This is a genomic window from Amycolatopsis sp. NPDC114484 (assembly GCF_055633755.1).
In genome coordinates, this window is the sequence record NZ_JBVKDQ010000005.1 from 132,622 (window position 1) to 151,048 (window position 18,427).

The following is an 18,427-nucleotide window of genomic DNA, read 5'->3' on the forward strand; positions in this document are numbered from 1 at the left end:
AAGAAAAAAACCCGGTATGGGGTTGTTCGCAAGGCGTCCTCCCCCGCCTTGACAAGCACCCCCGCGCCGTCGTCACAATCAGCTTCGGGGTGCCCCACGCAACCACTGGGGCAAGGTCGCCGCCAGGCGACGAGCCGAGACCACCTCACCCAACCCCGAGATAAGCTTCCTTGATACTGGTATCAGCCAACAACTCCTGCCCAGTACCAGTCTTCGTAATCTGCCCAGTCTCCAGCACATACGCCCGATGCGCCCGAGACAACGCCTGCTGCGCGTTCTGCTCGACCAGCAGCACGGTCGTCCCCTGCCGGTTGATCTCCGTGATAATCCGGAAAATCTGCTGAATAAACTGCGGCGCCAACCCCATGGAAGGCTCGTCCAGCAACAACAACCGAGGCTTGGCCATCAACGCCCGCCCGATCGCCAGCATCTGCTGCTCACCCCCGGACATCGTCCCGCCGACCTGAGTCTTCCGCTCGGCCAGCCGAGGAAACAGCTCGAACACCCGATCGAAATCCGGCTGCAGATTCTTCCGGTCCTTGCGCGCATAAGCGCCCATGTCCAGATTCTCCAGCACCGTCATCCCCGGGAAAATCCCCCGGCCCTCCGGAGCCTGGGAAATCCCGCGGACCACGCGCAAATCCCCGCGCAGCCGCGAAATATCCTCGCCGTCGAACCGGATGGCGCCGCCGGAGATCGGCCGGATGCCGGAGATCGCCCGCATCGTGGTCGATTTCCCGGCGCCGTTCGCCCCGATGAGGGTGACGATCTCGCCCTCGTCGACCGTGATGGACAGCCCGGACACGGCCTGGATCCGTCCGTAGTGGACGGACACGTCGGAAAGCTCAAGCAACGTCATCGTCGGGAACTCCCAGGTAAGCGGCGATCACGGCGGGGTTCTCCCGGATCTCGGCAGGCAGCCCGTCTGCGATCTTCTTGCCGAACTCCAGCACCACGATCCGGTCGGTGACGCCCATGACGAGCTTCATGTCGTGTTCGATCAGCAGGACGGTGTAGCCGTCGTCGCGGATCGTCCGGATCAGCCCCATGAGCTCTTCCTTCTCCGCCGGGTTGAACCCGGCGGCAGGCTCGTCGAGGCACAGCAGCTTCGGCTCGGTGGCCAGCGCCCGCGCGATCTCCAGCCGCCGTTGATAGCCGTACGGCAGGTTCTTCGCGCGGTCCGCGGCCCGGTCGGCGATGCCGACGAATTCCAGCAGCGCCATGGCCTTCTCGATCGCCTGCTTCTCCTCGCGGTGGTGGCGAGGGACCCGCAGGAGGGCGCCGAGCAGGCTGGTCTTGTGCCGCGCGTCGGTGCCGACGACCACGTTCTCCAGCGCGGTCATCTCGGAAAACAGCCGGATGTTCTGGAACGTCCTGGCGATGCCGAGCTGGGTGATCCCGTGCCGCGACGTCTTGGCGAGCGGCTTGTCCTCGAGCAGCACCTGCCCCGAGGACGGCCGGTAGACGCCGGTCATCGCGTTGAAGCAGGTGGTCTTGCCCGCGCCGTTCGGCCCGATCAGGCCCAGGATCTCGCCGCGCCGGATCTCGAAGGACACCGAGTCCAGCGCCACCAGCCCGCCGAAGCGGACGGTGACGTCGTCCACCTTGAGCAGCGTCTGCCCGACCTCGGCCTGGATCTCCCGGTCCGGCGCGACGACCTCGGCGACCTCGGCCTCGTGCTCGGCGAGCTCGTCGGCGGTCATGTTCGCGACCTCGGCCACGAGGCCGCCCTCGGCCGGGACCTCGGGCCCGTTTCCGTTGCCAGGGACCGTCATGCCTTCTCCCCCGGGTTATCGGTGACCAGCGAACCGTCGCTGCTGACCTGGTCGCCCTTGCCGAGCAGCCGCTGGTACGCCTGCCTGCCGTAGGCGAGCAGCCGCTGCCGCGCGCCGAGCAGGCCCTGCGGGCGAAAGATCATCAGGACGATCAGCGCCAGGCCGAAGATCAGGTACTTGTACTCCGCGATCTGCTGGAACCGCAGCGGCACGTACGCCACCACGATCGCGCCCAGCAGCACGCCGACCTTGTTGCCCGCGCCGCCGAGAATGACCGCGGCGAGGAACAGCATCGACGTGACCACGTCGAACTTCTGGTTGTTCACGAAGCCCAGCTGCCCCGCGTACAGCGCGCCGGAGAGGCCGCCGACCGCGGCGCCGCCGACGAACGCCCAGATCTTGAACTTGAACGTCGGCACGCCCATGATCTCGGCCGCGTCCTCGTCGTCGCGGATCGCGACCCACGCGCGGCCGACGCGGCTGCGCTCCAGGTTCCCGACAACGAACAGGATCACGATGATGATCGTGACGCAGAGCCAGTACCACGGAATTCCGTCGGTGTTGTTGAAGAGCGGGCTGCCGTCCGCTTTCGTGCCCGGCGGGTGCCCGACGCCCTGGAAGCCGCGGTTGCCGCGCAGCGGGTCGATGTTGTCCGCGAGCAGCCGGACGATCTCGCCGAAGCCGAGCGTGACGATCGCCAGGTAGTCGCCGCGCAATCGGAGCGTCGGCGTCCCGAGGATCACCCCGAAGATCATCGTGACCACCATCGCGATCGGCAGCACGACGAGGAACGGCAGCTTCGACAGCGATGAGTCCGGGCTCGTGAACAGCGCCATCACGTAGGCGCCGATCGCGAAGAACCCGACGTAACCGAGGTCGAGCAGACCGGCCTGGCCGACCACGATGTTCAGCCCGATCGCGACCAGCGCGTAGCGGGCCACCTCGAACATCGCGATCGGGAAGTCGTACCCGGGCTGGGTGGTGATCAGCGGCGGGTTCAGCACCGGCAGCAGGTAGACCAGCGCCACCAGCGGGATGAGCACCCCCCACTGCTGGACCCGGGACAGCCTGTTCCACCAGTCCGAGACCGGACGGCGGCGCACCTTCGCCGGAGCGGCGGGCGGCGTCGTAGTCGTCGTCATACCCGTGCCTTTCCGAGCGATTCGCCGAGAATGCCGGTCGGGCGGAACATCAGGATCAGCACCAGGAGGGCGAACGCGACGACGTCGCGCCACGCGCCGCCGAACAGCGACTGCCCGTAGTTCTCCACGACCCCGAGCAGCAGGCCGCCCAGCAGCGCGCCGCGCAGGTTGCCGATGCCGCCGAGCACCGCGGCGGTGAACGCCTTGATGCCGAGGATGAACCCGCCCTGGTACGAGGCGCCCTGCGGGATCTTCATCATGTAGAACAGCGCCGCCGCGCCGGCCAGCAGGCCGCCGATGAGGAACGTGAGCGTGATGACGCGTTCCTTGTTGACGCCCATCAGCGTCGCGGTGTCCGGGTCCTGCGCCACCGCGCGGATGCCGCGGCCGAACTTGGTCCGGTTGACGAACATGTCCGTGCCGACCATCAGCAGGATCGACGCCACCACGGTGATGATGGTGACGATCGTGACGCTGCCGCCGAAGATCGTGAAGACCTCGTCGTTGCGCAGCAGCCGGATGCTGTTCTCCGGGTTGCCGCCGCGCCAGATGAACAGGATCTGCTGCAGCACGAAGGAAGCGCCGATCGCGGTGATCAGGAAGACCAGCCGGGGCGCCTTGCGTTTGCGCAGCGGCCGGTAGGCCACGCGTTCCAGCACGACCGCGGTGCCGCCGGAGACCGCCATCGAGGCGATGAGCGCGAGCAGCAGGAAGCCGATCAGTTCGAAGATCGGCAGATCCGGCGTCGCGCCGGGGCGGAAACCCAAGCCGTAGAAGGTGAACCACGTCGCGAAGGCACCGTAGATGAACACCTCGGAGTGGGCGAAGTTGATGAGTTTGAGCACGCCGTAGACGAGGGTGTAGCCCAGCGCCACGAGCGCGTAAATGCTGCCGTAGGAAAGACCGTCGATCGTGTTGTCCCAGAACTGGTTCAGGAACGAATTCACGTCGAAGGTGATCCAGCTGCCGCCGCCCTGCGCGAGGACGAGCGAACTGAGGTCAGGGGTCATCGACACACTAGTTCTCCATGTGGGTCCGGGGTGCGGGCCCGGGCGGGATCAGCCGCCTGGCCCGCACCCCGGTACTGGAACCGAAAGCGGTGAGCTACTTGATCTCGGTGTTGCGGACGATCTTTCCGTTGTCCACCTTGTAGGTCCACACGGTGGTCGCGGACAGCTCGCCGTGGTCGTCCCACTTGAAGTGCTTCGTGATGCCCTGGCCGTCGTAGGTCTTCACGAAGTCCAGCAGGCCGGCGCGGTCCTTCTTGCCCCCGTCGATGCCCCTCAGCAGGATCGTCGCGACGTCGTAGGCCTCGGGCGAGTAGGTGCCCGGGTCGGCGCCGGTCGCCGCCTTGTAGGCGTCGGTGAACTTCGTGAACTGGTCAGCGGGCACGCAGGGGCAGGTGAAGTACGCGTTGGCCGCGGCGTCGCCCGCGCCCTTCACGAACAGGTCGTCCTTCACGCCGTCCGGGCCGACGAACTTGGCCTTGACGCCCGCGTCGTTCAGCTGCTGCGCGAACGGAGCGGCTTCCTGGTAGTAGCCCGAGTAGAAGATCGCGTCCGGCTTCTCGTTCTTGATCTTGTTGACCACGGCGGAGAAGTCGGTCTGCTTCGTCTTGACCTTGTCCTGGCAGCTCGCCTTGTCGCCGAGCGCCTTGACGGTCGAGGCGGCGAGGCCGGTGCCGTACTCCGAGTCGTCCTCGATGACGCAGACCTTGCTGGCCTTGAGCTCGCCGGTGATGAACTTCGCGGCGGCCGGGCCCTGCGCGTTGTCGTTGCCCAGTGCGCGGAAGAAGGTCTTCCAGCCGTTCTGGGCGAGCGACGGGTTGGTCGCGGACGGGGTCACGGCGACGAGGCCCGCGGAGTTGAAGATGTTGCCCGCGGCCTTCGACTCGCCCGAGAACGGGAGGCCGATGACGCCGATGATGCCCGGGGTGTTGACGATCTGGGTCACGATGCCCGGCGCCTTGTCCGGGGTGCCCTCGGTGTCGAACTGCTCCAGCTTGACCTGGCAGCCCGGGTTCGCCTTGTTGTGCTGGTCGACCGCGAGCTTCGCGCCCTTGAGGATGTTCTGCCCCAGCGCCGCGTTCGCTCCGTTGATCGTGCCGGCGTAGGCGATCGAGGTCGGCGCGCACTGCGCCTTGCCGTCTCCTGCCGGGTCCGCCGCGTTCGCCGCCGCCGACGGGGCCGCGGCCTGCGGCGCGCCGCTGTCGCCACCCGAGTCACCGCCAGTCCGCGCCGAGCAGGCGCCAAGGGAGATGACTCCCGCCGCGGCCAGCACGATGACCTTAGTGAGTCGTGCTCTCTGCACTCGTTCCTCCAAATGCCACCCGCCACGCTCCTGTGGAACGGCGGGTCCCTGCGTGGGACTTCGACTGGGCGCTGAACGTAGCCGCCGCGTGAGGTGTTGCACAGAGTCACAGCGAGTCTTGTATCCACATCGTGACGGTCGTCACGAGAATTAACGGACGATTTACACTCGATCGTCTTATTGCAACGACCGAGTGAATGACTCTTCGTGTCCGAGCACCCCTCGAAAGGACCTTGACCAGACGTCCGATCAATGGGGGCAGTCTAGGAACATCCCCTCCGTCATCGTGACCGACACCACGATCCCCCGGACTCCAAGGTAGCAACCTTGCCCTTTCGCGCAGGGCAGATCAACCCGCACGGGTGGGTCCGATGCCGATGCGGCAGAAGGGTTTTCGCTGGTCAGCAGCCAGGTTTCGGCGCGACACGGCGGCGCGGGACGGACGCGGCGAACCGGACGGGTTCCCGCTGGACGGGAGCGCACTGCGGGGCCGGGCGGTGACTCTCCGGCGTCGGGAACGAAAAAGCGGACGCGACCCCCTGGTCACGCCCGCTTTTCCGGGTGTTTGCCCGTGGCTCAGCCGATGCTTTCCACGACCGCCTCGGCGACGGCCTTCATCGTGGTGCGCCGGTCCATCGCGGTGCGCTGGATCCAACGGAACGCGTCCGGCTCGGTGAGCCCCTGGCGGCTCATCAGCAGGCCCTTCGCCCGGTCGATGACCTTGCGGGTCTCGAGCCGGTCGGTGAGCCCGGCGACCTCGGCCTCGAGGGCCTGCAGCTCGGAGAACCGGCTGACGGCCAGCTCGATGGCGGGCACGAGGTCGCGTTTGGCGAACGGTTTCACCAGGTACGCCATGGTGCCCGCGTCGCGGGCCCGTTCGACGAGGTCGCGCTGGCTGAACGCGGTGAGAATGACGACCGGCGCGATCCGGTCGCCGGTGATCCGCGCGGCCGCCTCGATGCCGTCGAGCTTGGGCATCTTGACGTCGAGGATCACGAGGTCCGGCTTGAGATCGGTGGCCAGCGCGATGGCCTCCTCGCCGTCGCCGGCCTCGCCGACGACCTCGTAGCCCTCTTCGCGCAGCATCTCCACCAGGTCGAGCCGGATGAGCGCCTCGTCTTCCGCGACGAGCACCCGTCGCTGCGGCACGCCGGCGGCGGCGCCGTTCGACTCGGCAGCCTGTTCGGTCACCGGTGTCCTCCTGAAGGCTCGGCGGGACGTCTTCGACACGCGGTCACCCGCGAGAGGCCAGCGTACCGGGACCGATCCAGATCCCACGATGGCGTTCACCACGAAGTGGCGGGAGACACCCAGCCCCGGCCCCAAATCGATCACCGGACCCGGTCGAGGGAGACAGGGGCGGGTCCCGTAGAGTTTCCGGCACTGCGCCCCCGTAGCCCAACTGGCAGAGGCAACGGATTCAAAACCCGTCCAGTGTGAGTTCGAATCTCACCGGGGGCACCCGGAATCTTCTTCTTTTCGCAGGTCAGCGAATTTCTGGCGGCTCGCGTCTCCGCGCCGGACAGCGTTTCCGCAGGTCAAACTGTGTGAGTTCGAATCCCCCAGGGACTCTCGAGCGGCCGCTCGACGAGACCTGATTCGCGACGCTCCGTCTGTGCTTGCGCATCCCCCAGGCCGGCATTCCTTGCCGTGCCCAGGTACTCGGCCGCATCTCATCGCCCAAGGTGGGCCCACCTGCCAGGCGATCGTGGAAGAAGGATGACGTGAGTACGCCGCGCTCTCGGACGGCGAGTTAGCTGCCAAGCTCGACCGCGCCGACGAGGCCTACCGGCAGCGGCGGCGTTCGTCCTCGGTTGAGAGGCGGGCGGCGTTGCTCGGCAAGGCGGCAGGTTCCCTGCTCCCCACACCGGCGGGGAGGACCGCAGCCCGCCAGCGCAGCCGACAATCCGTGCAACACGCGAGGGTGTTGCGGTGATCCGGCACGTCTGGCGGCGAACAGACCGCGGTCGACCGGAGGAGCCGATGCGGGACTCGGCCCCGGCTGCCCAGAAGACGGCCGAGGCCGAGTGCGCGGGTGAAAGCACTCAGAATCAGGGAACGCTCGACTTGATCACCGCCACGTCAGGACGGCCGGCGTGCTCTAGGAGAGATCGCACGCGCGGGGCAATCCGTCCAGCCAGGCCTGGTCGACAATGCGGATCTTCGGCCAGGCGAAGTGATACTGGTCGAAGGCTGCCGGACTGGTGATCCACCTCTTGACGCCGTTGCTGATCAGGAACGTGGCGTCCGTGCTGGGGCCTTTCGCCAGCGCGGCGCCGTCGGACACATCATAACCGCGTGGAATGCTGTTCAGATCGGTTGTCACTATGCCGTTCCAGTCGACAAAAAGGTTTTCGTAGGTGGCCGGGTTCGGGATCCATCTGCGTGAACCGCATACGACCAGATACACCTCCGGATTGTCCGCCGCCTTGACTCGGGATCCGTCCCATCCCGTGTAGTTGCCGGCGGGCTGCGCCGCATGTCTGTCAGATGAATGGAGTTCCGGCGAAGCGGCGGCCTGCGCCGGTGCGGCAGCCAGGCCGATCGCGCCCATCAACGCGATCGCGAGCAGGCCGAATCGAGTTCGCCGAATAAATGTGGACATATTTCTCCTCGGGGATGCTTTCCGGGCCGGATAGCCGCACGCGGAGCACTCGCGGGCGCTCGGCGAAGGGCTGCCTTGGACGTTAACGCCGAATCGGCTGTCGGCCTTGTAAAAATGCGAATCAACGTCGCCCTCGCGATGAGCAGGCAGCAGAGTCCTGCACTGCGGTGCGGCGCTGGACGACCAGGGTGCCGAGCGGGCAGGAATTGGCGGGTCCGGCCTTTGTCCTGGCCAAAAGGAGATCATCGTGGGATCCTCGGAAACGAACTCGCCAGCCTGCCGCACTGCGCCGGTTGTCGAGCTTTCGATGCCAGGGGAGGGTGTCGATGCGAAACTGGCGGACCATCATGGCCGCTTACCAAACGCAGGTCGAGCCTCGCGAGGTGGTGCGGGGAACTCCGCACGCGGCCTTGCGCGACACGGTCGCCGGATATGCCGGGTACCGGAGTTTCACCCCGCGACCGACGGCGCGGCAGTTGTTCCCGCGCGGGTTCGTGGTGGTGCTGTTCGACTTCGAGTCGCCGCTGCGCTGGACGCTCGACGGGAAACCCTTGCCGCGCAGCTTGGCTGTCCCGGTGCTCGGCCTGCACGACCGGGTCGTGCGGTTCGCCCAGGCGGGACCGCACAGCGGCATCGCGGTGGTGCTGCCCCCGAGAGCCGCGTTTACCCTGTTGGACGTCAAGATGACCGAACTCGCGAACATGCGGGCCGACCTCGTCGACCTGCTCGGCCCCGCGGCACGCGACGTCGTCGAGCGGCTCGCGGAGGCGGCGGACTGGCAGTCCCGGTTCGCCATCCTGGACCAGTTCCTGCTCGGTGCGCTCCAGATCCAGCGCGGCGACGCGATGACGGACGCCGCCTGGCACCGCCTGCGGCGGGCTCACGGCGCGATACCCATCGCCGCCCTGGCCGACGAACTCGGGATCAGCACCCGCACCCTGGAACTGCGCTTCCGGACACAGATCGGGGTGTCCCCGAAGAACGCCGCGCGGATCCTGCGTTTCCAGCACGCCGTGCGCCTGCTCGAACAGGATCGCCAGGGCGGGATGACCTCGATCGCACACGAATGCGGATACACCGACCACGCGCACTTCGCGAAAGAGGTCCGGACGATGGCCGGATGCACGCCCACCCAGTTGCGCGGCACTGTCCGGCCGCCCGGATCGGCGGCGGTTCGAGATGGCCGGCGCGATGCGCGAGATCGAGGGGATCCGGGCCGAGTCGGCGGTGCGCCCGGTTCCGGTCGCCGCCGGGATTCTGGCTGACGCTTTGCCCGGGCGGCCGGTTCGCCTTGCCGCGCTGGACGGTGTTGGCCTGGCGGGTGCGTTGCACCGCGGCGAGACCGGTGGCGCGGATCTCCTTGCGACACAGCCGTACCGGTAGGCGCCGCCGCGGCGGCCACCTGGTCGATCCGCCGATCACCCGCGGCATTCCCGATTACCGACCCGCACTGCAGCGGCGCACGAAACCGTTTACGTGAAGACCGAGCGCGGAAGCCGCCGATCCACGCCGCAGCTCGACCCCGCACCCGGCACACGTACCCACCAGGACGACATCGTGTCGCGGGCAAACGGCGGCGACGCCCAGCTTCCACCACGCCGGCCAAACCCCACCCGAATCCGCGAGGCACAACGGACACGCTCGGCTGCCATGAAAATCTGCCCACGCGTCACGACCCGCGCCAGCCAGCCGACAAATCCAGCCGCCCGCGAGTCTCGGCGATCGCGAGATCGGTCCAACCGCACACATGCGGCCGCAGCGGAACCCTGGACCCGGTGCCTCAGCCGGACGCAGTCGTCGCCACGCGGGGCATCGTGGGCCTAAGCCGCGCTCCCCGCCCTGGCACCACGCCGCCCAGGTGGCAGCAATCGCATGTTTTCGGTGACAGGCATGTGTGACTGAGTGCTTTGGTTGGTCAGCTGAGCATGCTAGTTGGCCAGCGTGACGCTCAGGCGCTGCCTTCCCTGGAGAAGAGCCGACGCGGACTCAACGCGGCAGATGCGGAGCCTGAACAGGCATGTGGCGACGCTGATGACAGCGTGGGCGGCTCTGCACGCGCGGGCTAGGCGGCGTGGGGTTGATTGCTGAGATCGTTGTGCCACAACATGTTCTTTCCGGCTTTCGCTGAATAGCTGCCGCCGATCTCGTTCAGGTCTGCGGCTGCGCCTCGTTCAGCAGCCGGGCAGCGAGCCACTCGGCGATCTCGGTGACAAGTTCCGGCTCGACAGGCCGCACGAGCTGCTCCTTGTACGCACGCAGCGAGCCGGAACCGGGGTCACACCGCATCATGTGCGTGAGATCGGGGAACCGGTGGATGTCGACCGGACCGGGCACCAGGTCGCGGATGATCTCCAGGTCGCCAGGGTTGACCTGCCGATCTTTGCTGCCGGTGATCGCCAGGACCGGCAACTGCATCTTCGCCAGGTCCGGCTTCGGATCGTGCAGGACGAACTGCCGGAGCCATAGCGGCACCGTGAACCCGTAGATCCGTGTGCGGCCGGCAGCGATCCGATCGCATACGTGGTGGATCTGCTCGCCTGCCGCGCGGCCCCGCAGGCGGAGCAGCCATCGGAGCGGGGCGGGAATCTCGTCCTCGCGCAGGCTCTCAGCCCAGTAGGCGATCCCTTCCCAGCCGCCGTTGGCGACGCAGCCGACGAGGACGACGGCTTGCGCATCGGTACGCGAGGCGAGCCAGGAGGCGTGGACCGCGGCCCCCTCGCTGCAGCCGACCAGGCCGAGCGTCGCGACATCGGGCCGGTCCGCGATCGCATGGACTACCCCGGCGGCGTCGTCCCGGTGCCCGTAGATGCCGCCGTCGCCCCAGTTGCCCGGCGTGCGGCCTATGCCTCTGCGGTCGTAGCGGTAGGAAGCAATTCCTTGCTCGGCCAGCGCTAGCGCCAGCGGCGGGCCGAACGCGACCCGTGTCTTGCCCGTGTTGCCGTCCCGGTCGAGCTTCCCCGCGCCCAGCAGGACCGCGGTCGGGAACGGTCCTTCCCCAGCAGGCCGCGCCCAGGTTCCCGCGACCGGGAGACCAGTGTCCGTCGTGACCGTCAACTCCGTTTCGCGCATGAGCCCCTCCCCATCTCGAATAGTGCCAACTTTGGCAATGGTACCAACTATGGCACCATTGGAGTGGTGGACATTCTCGATCTGCTGCTACATCCAGTCCGGCTGCGCATCGTGTGGGCCATGTCCGGCGGGCGCGTGCGCACGGCCTCCGACCTGTGCGCGACCCTGCCCGACGTTCCCAAGACCACCGCGTACCGGCACATCCGCCTGCTGACCGAGGCCGGGCTGCTGGAGATCACCGACGAGAAGCCCGTGCGCGGGGTTCTCGAACGCTACTATCGCCTGCGCCAAGAGCAGACGGTGATCGACGAGGACACGGCGAAATCGATGTCCCTGAAAGACCATCGGCACGCGTTCACCGCTTCGATGGCCGCGCTCCACGCCGAGTTCAACGCCTACCTCGACCAGCCGGACGCCAACCCCGTCAACGACTCGGTGGGCTACAAGCAGGACACCTTCTGGCTCAGCCCCAACGAACTCGCCGAGATGATCGGCGAACTGCGGGCCGTTTTCCAGGCGCGGTGGCGCAACGAACCGGCCCCTTCCCGCCGTCCCCACTTGATGGCCGCGATCTTCTTCCCTGCCGCGGAACAGGACGAGGACTCGCAGCGGCAACCCTGAACCACCGCAGACCGCCAAAGGCGACCAGGCCAGGCGGCGGTGGCATTTGCCCGATGACGGCACCATGCCGAGGAGCGCGACCGCGGGAGGTTCACGACTGGATGTCGAATGGTTCGTAGCAGTCGAAGGTCTCGATCTAGGTGATCAGGCCGTCGGCGGTCTCGACGAACTGGGCGATGTGCGCGACGAGTTCGTCGCCGCGGCGGAAAGGGCCTGCGTCACGCGCGATCACACCGCTCCAGGTGAGGCGGAGGATCGCGGTGTTCCCGGCCGCCACCGCCGAGCGGACGTCATACCGTTGGCTGGACGTCAGCCCGGCACCGACCTCAGACGCCGCGAGCATCTGGTCCAGGGCGGCGCGGGCACCCTCGGGCTTGAGCGCAGCCTGTCCCCCAAACAACACTCGCCGTCGCCGCAGTGCGACGGCGGAGACGGCGAGCAGCTTGAAGCGGTGTCAGTTCTGGGCGTCGGCGTATTGCTCGTCGGTGACGGGTTCGAGCCAGGTGGTGCCGTCGCCGTCGTCGGTGCCTTCGAGCATGGCGATGTGGGCCATGCAGGTCGTCTCGGCGCCGCCGTGCCAGTGTTCTTCTCCGGGCGGGGTCCAGACGGTGTCACCGGCGCGCATCCGGATGACTTGGCCGTCGCGGTTGACGACGTAGCCGACGCCTTCGGTGACGTGCAGCGTCTGGCCGTAGGCGTGGGAGTGCCAGTTGGTGCGGGCTCCGGGGGTGAACCGGACCAGTGAGGCGATCAGCCGGGAAGGCGGCTGTGCCTTTTTGATCGGGGTGACGTAGACGTCGCCGGTGAACAGGGCGGCGGGAGCTTTGGCGGTGTCGTTGACGGGGCTGAGTTCCACAGGATTCTCCTTTTCGGTACGTATGAATAGATGTGTGGTCAGCGAGCGGATCCGTCCGGCTCGGCGAGGGTGATGGTTGCCGCGGTGTCTGGCTCCAGTGCGGCGAGGGTTTCCGCGGCTCCGGCACGGAGGGTGCCGAGGCGGACCAGCCCGCGGGAGTGCGGGAAGTCGCGGTAGAAAGGGCGAGGTTGCCCCAGGGGGCGCAGTAGGCGATGTCGCCTGCGCGAGCCTCGGTGCCGGTCGGTGCCCCTGCGGTGGTGATCCGCCGGGGCGGGTCGGCGACGCGTTCAGTGCGGTGGGAATCGGCGAGCGTCACGTGGAGCGGGAGCAAGGCGGCGAACTCGCGCGCTGCGACGGAGTCTTCGAGAGTCCCGTGCAGATCGTTGTCGCCCAACAGGATCCGGATGTCCATAGTGGATCGTGGCTGCGCTCAGGGACGCAGCAGGGTTTTGACGGCGCGGCGTTCGTCCATCGCCCGGTAGCCCTCGGCGACCTGGTCCAGCGGGAGTTCCAGGTCGAACACCTTGCCGGGGTTGATCGTCCCGGTCTGGATGCGCTCGACGAGGTCCGGCAGGAACCGGCGCACCGGCGCGGGGCCGCCGAGCAGCCGCACGTGGGAATAGAACAGTTCTTCGCCGGGCAGGGCGACGCCGTGGGCGACGCCGACGTAGCCGACCGCGCCGCCGGGGCGGGCCGAGCGGATGGCCTGCATCATGGATTCCTGGGTGCCGACCGCCTCGATCACGCTGTGCGCGCCGAGCCCGTCGGTCAGCTCCTTGACCGCGGCCACGCCGGCGTCGCCGCGTTCGGCGACGATGTCGGTGGCCCCGAACTCGGTCGCCAGTTTCTGACGGGGTTCGTGGCGGCTCATCGCGATGATCCGCTCCGCCCCGAGTTCGCGCGCGGCCAGGACGGCCAGCAAGCCGACCGCGCCGTCGCCGACGACCGCGACCGTGCCGCCGGGCCGGACATCGGCCGCGACGGCGCCGAACCAGCCGGTGCCGAGCACGTCGGACGCGGCGAGCAGGCTCGGGATCAGGTCGTCGGACGGGACTTCCGGAGTCGCGACGAGGGTGCCGTCGGCCAGCGGGACGCGCAGGTACTCGGCTTGCGCGCCGCCGGCGCCGACGTACTCGCGGTGCACGCAGGAGGTGTGGAATCCGGCCTGGCAGATCGCGCAGGTGTTGTCGGAGGCGAAGAACGAGCCGATGACGAACTGGCCGGGTTTGATCGTGCTCACCTGGCCGCCGACTTCCTCGACGATCCCGACGTACTCGTGGCCCATCGGGGTCGGCGCGGCGACCTGGTTGACGCCGCGGTAGTCCCACAGGTCCGAGCCGCACACGCAGGTGGCGCACATGCGGATGATCGCGTCGGTCGGGGCTTGGATCCCGGGGTCGGCGCGATCCTCGAAACGGACGTCGCCGGGGGCGTGGATGACTGCTCCGCGCATGGTGCGCGCTCCCTTCTGGAGTTCGGTGGTGGGTCAGCGGGCGGTGTAACCGCCGTCGACCGGTATCGCGGCGCCGACGACGAAGCTCGCGCCGGGGCTGCACAGCCACAGCACGGCCGCGGCCATCTCCTCCGCGGTGCCGAGCCGGCCGATCGGCTGGTCGGCGGCGGCCTGGTCGCGGTCGAGGTCGCCGGCGTCGAACATGGCCGTGACCATCGGGGTTTCGATGGTGCCGGGGCAGATGGCGTTGACGCGGATCCCGCGCGGCGCGTATTCCAGGGCGGCGCTGCGGGTCAGGCCGAGGACTCCGTGCTTGGACGCGTGGTAGGCGGCCCGCCCGGGCAGTCCGACCAGCCCGCCGAGCGAGGAGCAGTTGACGATCGCGCCGGAACCCTGCGTCCGCATCTGCGCCAGTTCGTGTTTCATGCAGACCCAGATGCCGCGCAGGTTGACGTCGTTGACCCGGTCGAACATCTCCGCGGTCTCCTCGGCGGCGTCGGTCACCGGGGACTGGATGCCCGCGTTGTTGTAGGCCAGGTCGAGACTGCCGAACCGCTCGACCGTGGCGGTCACCGCGGCGGCGACCTGGTCCTCGTCGCGCACGTCGCAGTGCGCCGCCAGCACCTGGTGCCCCGCTCCGGCCAGTTCGCGTTCGGCGGCCTCCAGCGCGGACGCATCAGCCTCGGCCAGGGTCACCGCCGCGCCGGCCTCCGCGAAGGCCCGCGCGGCAGCAAGGCCCATGCCTGAGCCGGCGCCGGTGACGAAGGCGACCTGCCCGGTGAAATCGTAAGTGGGATTCACGTGTGTCGATGCCTCTCGATCCGGTAGTTACTCGCGGAAGACTTTCTTGGCCACGGCCATCGCCGCCATTGCCTGCGGCCAGCCGGTGTAGAACGCGAGATGGGTGATCGCCTCGATCAGCTCGGCCTCGGTGTTGCCGTTCTCCTTGGCCAGGCCCAGGTGGTAGACGAGCTGTTCGGTGTTGCCGTTCGCGGTCAGGGCGGCGACGGTGACCAGGCTGCGTTCCTTCGGCGTCAGCTCGGTGCGTTTCCACACCTCGCCGAACAGCACGTCGTCGGTGAAACGCACCAGCCCCGGCGCGAAATCGCCGAACATCTTCGCCGCCCCGGACGGCTCCCCGCCGGTGTTTTCCTCAGTCATTGTCTGTCCTTTCCAGACTGTCCGATGTGGACCGTCGTGATCGAATCCCTTTCTAGCGCCGGGAGCGCAGCCCGGCGAACGCGGCGAACGCGGCCGCCGCGGTGACACCGGCGGCCAGCAGCAAGCTGACCCGCATCCCGGCCGCCATGCCCGCCGGTGCAGCGAGCAACGCCCCGAACACGGCGACGGCGAGCGCACCGCCGAGCTGACGGCTGGTGTTGAGCAGGCCGCTGGCAGTCCCGGCCTGGCGGTCCGGGACCGCAGCGAGCAGCACCGCGATCACCGGCGGGATGACCGTGGGCCCGCCCAAACCGACCAGAACCATCAGCACGGCGGTCACCCAGACGGGTGCGCCGCCGGCGGTCAGCGCGACCGCCGCGAGGCCCAGCACCATCAAGACCAAGCCCGCGGCCACCACCGGCCGGGCGCCCGTGCGTTCCACCGCCCGCGGCACGATCGGGGTCAGCACCAATCCGACCAGCATCATCGGCAGGAACACCACGCCGACCTGCACGGCCGAGAGACCCTGGTGCTGGAAAAACAGGCTCAGCACGAACGGCATGCCGTAGTAGCCGACCATGAACGCGAACCCGATCACCACCGACACCACCAGCGTCCAGGAGCGCACCAACGCCAGCGGCACCATCGGATGCGCCACCCGCGCTTGGACGGCGACGAACGCGACGAGCGCCACAACCGCCAGCCCGAAAGCCACCACCACCGACGGGTTGGCGAACCCAGCCCGCCCGGCTTCGATCGCCCCGAACACCAGCGCGGCCATCGCGACCGCCCCGGTCGCCTGCCCGGCCCAGTCGAACGGCACCCGGCGCCGCACCGACCGTCGCGTGCGGGCCAGCAGCGCCAGCGCCAGAACCCCGACGGGCACGTTGACCAGGAAGATCCACCGCCAGCTCGCCTGCGTCAGCAGACCGCCCAGCACGGGCCCGGCCGAGGAGGCGAATGCGCCGCCCATCGCCCAGACCGCGACCGCTCGCGCCCGTTTCGCCGGATCGGGATACGCCTGGCCGATCAGAGCCATCGACGACGGCATCACCATCGCCGCGGCGGTGCCCTGCACCAGCCGGAACGCCACCAGCAGCCCCAGCGACGGGGCCAGGCCGCACGCCGCGGACGCGGCCACGAACAGGCCCACGCCCCAGCCGAACGCCCGCTTCGCGCCGATCCGGTCGGTCAGCGAACCGGCGGAAAGCAGAAAACCCGCGAACGCGAGCGTGTAGCCGTCGACCACCCACTGCGACCCGGTGATCCCGCCGCCCAGCTCGGCCCGCATCGCGGGCAGGGCGACATTGACGATGACCGCGTCCAAGGTGACCACGAAAAACCCCAGCAGCGCCGCCGCCAGCGTCGCCGCGGCCGGTCGGCCGCCCGACACCGCGCCGGTCACCCGAGGACGGAGGACTTCGGGTGCTGAGGCGGACGTGTTGGTCACCCCACGATGCAACGCCCGTCTCTCCGCGCGCGGCAGGTCGCGTCGTACCGGGTTCCGGCAGAACCCCCCTCCGCTCGCGGCCCCGTCGTACCGTGGAGGGCATGAGCGCCAAGAGCACCGAGGCCAGGGACTTCCTGGTCACCCGGCGGGCCAAGATCACGCCCGAGCAGGCCGGGCTGACCCTCTACGGCGGCAATCGCCGGGTGCCCGGCCTGCGCCGGGAGGAGGTCGCGCTGCTCGCGGGCGTCTCCGCCGACTACTACACCCGCCTGGAGAAAGGCAATCTCGCCGGTGTCTCCGACAGCGTTCTCGACGCCGTCGCCGCCGCGCTCCAGCTCGACGAGGCCGAACGCGGCTACCTCTTCGACCTCGCCCGCACCGCCAACGCCGCGGGACGGCCCCCCAGCACCGGTCAGCGGCGCCGTCCCCCGCAGCGCGTCAGCCCGATCGTGCAGCGCATTCTCGACTCGATGACCACCACCGCCGCGTTCGTCCGCAACGGGCGGCTCGACATCCTCGCCACCAACCCGCTCGCCCGCGCGCTCTACTCCCCCGTCTTCGACAGCCCCACCCGCAGCAGCGAGCACTCCCCGCCCAACCTCGCCCGCTTCGGCTTCCTCGACCCCGCCGCGCACGACTTCTTCCCCGACCACCCCAAGTCCTGCCACACCTCCGTCGCCATCCTGCGCACCGAGGCCGGCCGCGACCCGCACAACAAGAGCCTCACCGACCTCATCGGCGAACTCTGCACCCGCAGCGACGACTTCCGCACCCGCTGGGCCGCCCACGACGTCCGCCTCCACCGCACCGGCGTCAAGGAATTCCGCCACCCCGCGGTCGGCGAACTCGCCCTCGACTTCGAAGCCATGCAGCTCACCACCGACCCCAGCCTCACCCTCACCGCCTACACCGCCGCACCCGACACCGCGTCCGAGGAATCGCTCCGGCTCCTCGCCAGCTGGGCCGCCACCGAGACCATCACCGCACCCTGAGACGGCCGCTCTGGTGCAGACCGCCGCATGAGTTCCGCGGCCAAATCGCGTGCCTTGAGAACCGCCCTGACTGCGGCCGCGGAGGACCTCGTGACCGGTTGAGAACTGACCGCAGAACAGATCGTCGGCGCGCTTGCCCTGCCCAGCCCACAGCAGAAACCACTGCTCCGCACGAGCATCCCGTCAGAGCCCGGCAAATCCGTGGCATACGCACTGGGCCATATCCCCGTCGCCGGCATCGGTGAAGCTGATCGTCCCGCGCACGTCGCGCTCCTCGCGATGCCCGGTCAGCGGCCGAGCAGGCCCTTGGCGATGTGGGTGACTTGGATCTCGTTGCTGCCGGCGTAGATCATCGGAGACTTGGCGTCCCTGGCGAGCTGCTCGGCGCGGTATTCGGCCATGTAGCAGTTGCCCCCGAACAGTTGCACGGCTTCCATCGCCACCTCAGTGGCGGCCTCGGACGCGTAGAGCTTCATCGCCGACGCCTCGGCGAGCGACGGCAGCGATTTCTCCCGGACGTGCTCCAGCGTCTGGAAGACCATGTTCTGCACGGTGACCCGGGCGATCTCCATCTTCGCCAGCTTGAGCTGGATCAGCTGGAAATCGGCGATCGGTTTGCCCCACAGCTCGCGCTGTTTCGCGTAGCCGGGGGAAAGCCGCTGACATTCGCCGATGATGCCCAACGCCAGCACGGCCACGCCCATTCGCTCTCCGGCGACCCTCGCCTTGACGGCGTTCCGGCTGTCGTCCGTCCCGTCCGGCTCCCGCTCGCCGAGCAACCGGTCGCGACCGAGCCGGCGCCCAACTGCGGGAGTCCGCCGTTCTTGCTCCCGGGGCCAAGGTTGATCGCGAATTGACTTGCACCGCCACGATGATCGGCCCTATGTCCGGTGCGGAACGCTGTTTTGCCGGTGGCGACATGGATGCCGACGAGCCCGACCGCCGGGCCGCTCGCCCCGCGGTTCCACCGCGCGGAACGTCTGTTGGGGAACC

The 18,427-nt window shown here is 68.5% G+C and carries 19 protein-coding genes, 1 tRNA gene and 1 pseudogene; 4 read left to right on the plus strand and 17 right to left on the minus strand.

Going from position 1 to position 18,427, the window contains the following annotated elements:
* Positions 1 to 145: 145 nt before the first annotated feature.
* The 6 genes from ACZ7SW_RS15575 to ACZ7SW_RS15600 form a co-directional block, all read right to left on the minus strand.
* Complete coding sequence (locus ACZ7SW_RS15575) at positions 146 to 859, minus strand: ABC transporter ATP-binding protein (RefSeq protein ID WP_470231066.1); 714 nt, start codon at positions 857 to 859, stop codon at positions 146 to 148.
* Positions 846 to 1,775, minus strand: coding sequence for an ABC transporter ATP-binding protein (locus tag ACZ7SW_RS15580; RefSeq protein ID WP_470231067.1), 930 nt, complete (start codon positions 1,773 to 1,775; stop codon positions 846 to 848). Before ACZ7SW_RS15580 ends, ACZ7SW_RS15575 begins: the two co-directional genes overlap by 14 nt.
* Positions 1,772 to 2,917, minus strand: a complete 1,146-nt coding sequence (locus ACZ7SW_RS15585; RefSeq protein WP_470231068.1) for a branched-chain amino acid ABC transporter permease — start codon at positions 2,915 to 2,917, stop codon at positions 1,772 to 1,774. Before ACZ7SW_RS15585 ends, ACZ7SW_RS15580 begins: the two co-directional genes overlap by 4 nt.
* On the minus strand, positions 2,914 to 3,927 hold the full coding sequence (locus tag ACZ7SW_RS15590; protein ID WP_037818218.1) for a branched-chain amino acid ABC transporter permease: 1,014 nt from the start codon (positions 3,925 to 3,927) through the stop codon (positions 2,914 to 2,916). Before ACZ7SW_RS15590 ends, ACZ7SW_RS15585 begins: the two co-directional genes overlap by 4 nt.
* A gap of 94 nt (positions 3,928 to 4,021) precedes the next feature.
* Positions 4,022 to 5,197, minus strand: a complete 1,176-nt coding sequence (locus ACZ7SW_RS15595) for a branched-chain amino acid ABC transporter substrate-binding protein (protein WP_470231307.1) — start codon at positions 5,195 to 5,197, stop codon at positions 4,022 to 4,024.
* Between the two features lie 606 nt (positions 5,198 to 5,803).
* Positions 5,804 to 6,418 carry an ANTAR domain-containing response regulator gene (locus ACZ7SW_RS15600; protein WP_009079762.1) on the minus strand — a complete coding sequence of 205 codons (615 nt, stop codon included), beginning with the start codon at positions 6,416 to 6,418 and terminating at the stop codon, positions 5,804 to 5,806.
* Positions 6,419 to 6,614: 196 nt separating this feature from the next.
* On the opposite strand from ACZ7SW_RS15600, the gene ACZ7SW_RS15605 reads away from it, so the two are divergent.
* Positions 6,615 to 6,688: transfer RNA gene (locus ACZ7SW_RS15605), tRNA-Leu, on the plus strand.
* A gap of 640 nt (positions 6,689 to 7,328) precedes the next feature.
* Here ACZ7SW_RS15605 and ACZ7SW_RS15610 read toward each other — a convergent pair.
* On the minus strand, positions 7,329 to 7,832 hold the full coding sequence (locus ACZ7SW_RS15610; protein WP_470231069.1) for a hypothetical protein: 504 nt from the start codon (positions 7,830 to 7,832) through the stop codon (positions 7,329 to 7,331).
* A 326-nt stretch (positions 7,833 to 8,158) separates the two neighbouring features.
* On the opposite strand from ACZ7SW_RS15610, the gene ACZ7SW_RS15615 reads away from it, so the two are divergent.
* Positions 8,159 to 9,097, plus strand: coding sequence for a helix-turn-helix domain-containing protein (locus ACZ7SW_RS15615; protein ID WP_470231070.1), 939 nt, complete (start codon positions 8,159 to 8,161; stop codon positions 9,095 to 9,097).
* 172 nt (positions 9,098 to 9,269) lie between these two features.
* Here ACZ7SW_RS15615 and ACZ7SW_RS15620 read toward each other — a convergent pair whose 3' ends face one another.
* Positions 9,270 to 9,581 carry a TniQ family protein gene (locus ACZ7SW_RS15620; protein ID WP_470231071.1) on the minus strand — a complete coding sequence of 104 codons (312 nt, stop codon included), beginning with the start codon at positions 9,579 to 9,581 and terminating at the stop codon, positions 9,270 to 9,272.
* A 399-nt stretch (positions 9,582 to 9,980) separates the two neighbouring features.
* On the minus strand, positions 9,981 to 10,901 hold the full coding sequence (locus tag ACZ7SW_RS15625; RefSeq protein WP_470231072.1) for an alpha/beta hydrolase family protein: 921 nt from the start codon (positions 10,899 to 10,901) through the stop codon (positions 9,981 to 9,983).
* A 66-nt stretch (positions 10,902 to 10,967) separates the two neighbouring features.
* Between ACZ7SW_RS15625 and ACZ7SW_RS15630 the strand changes: the two genes are divergently transcribed.
* Positions 10,968 to 11,522 (plus strand): helix-turn-helix domain-containing protein, encoded by a 555-nt coding sequence (locus tag ACZ7SW_RS15630; protein WP_470231073.1) that lies wholly within the window; start codon positions 10,968 to 10,970, stop codon positions 11,520 to 11,522.
* 136 nt (positions 11,523 to 11,658) lie between these two features.
* Here the strand turns inward: ACZ7SW_RS15630 and ACZ7SW_RS15635 are convergent, their stop codons facing one another.
* The 7 genes and pseudogenes from ACZ7SW_RS15635 to ACZ7SW_RS15665 all read right to left on the minus strand — a co-directional run bounded on the left by ACZ7SW_RS15635 (position 11,659) and on the right by ACZ7SW_RS15665 (position 16,442).
* Complete coding sequence (locus tag ACZ7SW_RS15635; protein WP_470231074.1) at positions 11,659 to 11,865, minus strand: hypothetical protein; 207 nt, start codon at positions 11,863 to 11,865, stop codon at positions 11,659 to 11,661.
* A 111-nt stretch (positions 11,866 to 11,976) separates the two neighbouring features.
* Positions 11,977 to 12,378 carry a (R)-mandelonitrile lyase gene (locus tag ACZ7SW_RS15640; RefSeq protein ID WP_470231075.1) on the minus strand — a complete coding sequence of 134 codons (402 nt, stop codon included), beginning with the start codon at positions 12,376 to 12,378 and terminating at the stop codon, positions 11,977 to 11,979.
* 175 nt (positions 12,379 to 12,553) lie between these two features.
* Positions 12,554 to 12,790 (minus strand): annotated as a pseudogene (locus ACZ7SW_RS15645) (cyclophilin-like fold protein); the annotation flags it as partial.
* Positions 12,791 to 12,808: 18 nt separating this feature from the next.
* Complete coding sequence (locus ACZ7SW_RS15650; RefSeq protein ID WP_470231076.1) at positions 12,809 to 13,831, minus strand: zinc-dependent alcohol dehydrogenase family protein; 1,023 nt, start codon at positions 13,829 to 13,831, stop codon at positions 12,809 to 12,811.
* Positions 13,832 to 13,864: 33 nt separating this feature from the next.
* Entirely contained in the window at positions 13,865 to 14,632 is a 768-nt protein-coding gene (locus tag ACZ7SW_RS15655) for an SDR family NAD(P)-dependent oxidoreductase (RefSeq protein WP_470231077.1), read from the minus strand.
* 27 nt (positions 14,633 to 14,659) lie between these two features.
* The gene (locus ACZ7SW_RS15660; RefSeq protein ID WP_470231078.1) at positions 14,660 to 14,992 is read right to left on the minus strand and encodes a carboxymuconolactone decarboxylase family protein; all 333 of its coding nucleotides are present in this window, start codon (positions 14,990 to 14,992) and stop codon (positions 14,660 to 14,662) included.
* A 52-nt stretch (positions 14,993 to 15,044) separates the two neighbouring features.
* Positions 15,045 to 16,442, minus strand: coding sequence for an MFS transporter (locus ACZ7SW_RS15665; RefSeq protein WP_470231079.1), 1,398 nt, complete (start codon positions 16,440 to 16,442; stop codon positions 15,045 to 15,047).
* A 101-nt stretch (positions 16,443 to 16,543) separates the two neighbouring features.
* Between ACZ7SW_RS15665 and ACZ7SW_RS15670 the strand changes: the two genes are divergently transcribed.
* On the plus strand, positions 16,544 to 17,434 hold the full coding sequence (locus tag ACZ7SW_RS15670) for a helix-turn-helix transcriptional regulator (protein WP_470231080.1): 891 nt from the start codon (positions 16,544 to 16,546) through the stop codon (positions 17,432 to 17,434).
* A 287-nt stretch (positions 17,435 to 17,721) separates the two neighbouring features.
* Here the strand turns inward: ACZ7SW_RS15670 and ACZ7SW_RS15675 are convergent, their stop codons facing one another.
* Entirely contained in the window at positions 17,722 to 18,213 is a 492-nt protein-coding gene (locus tag ACZ7SW_RS15675) for an acyl-CoA dehydrogenase family protein (protein WP_470231081.1), read from the minus strand.
* Between the last annotated feature and the right edge of the window lie 214 nt (positions 18,214 to 18,427).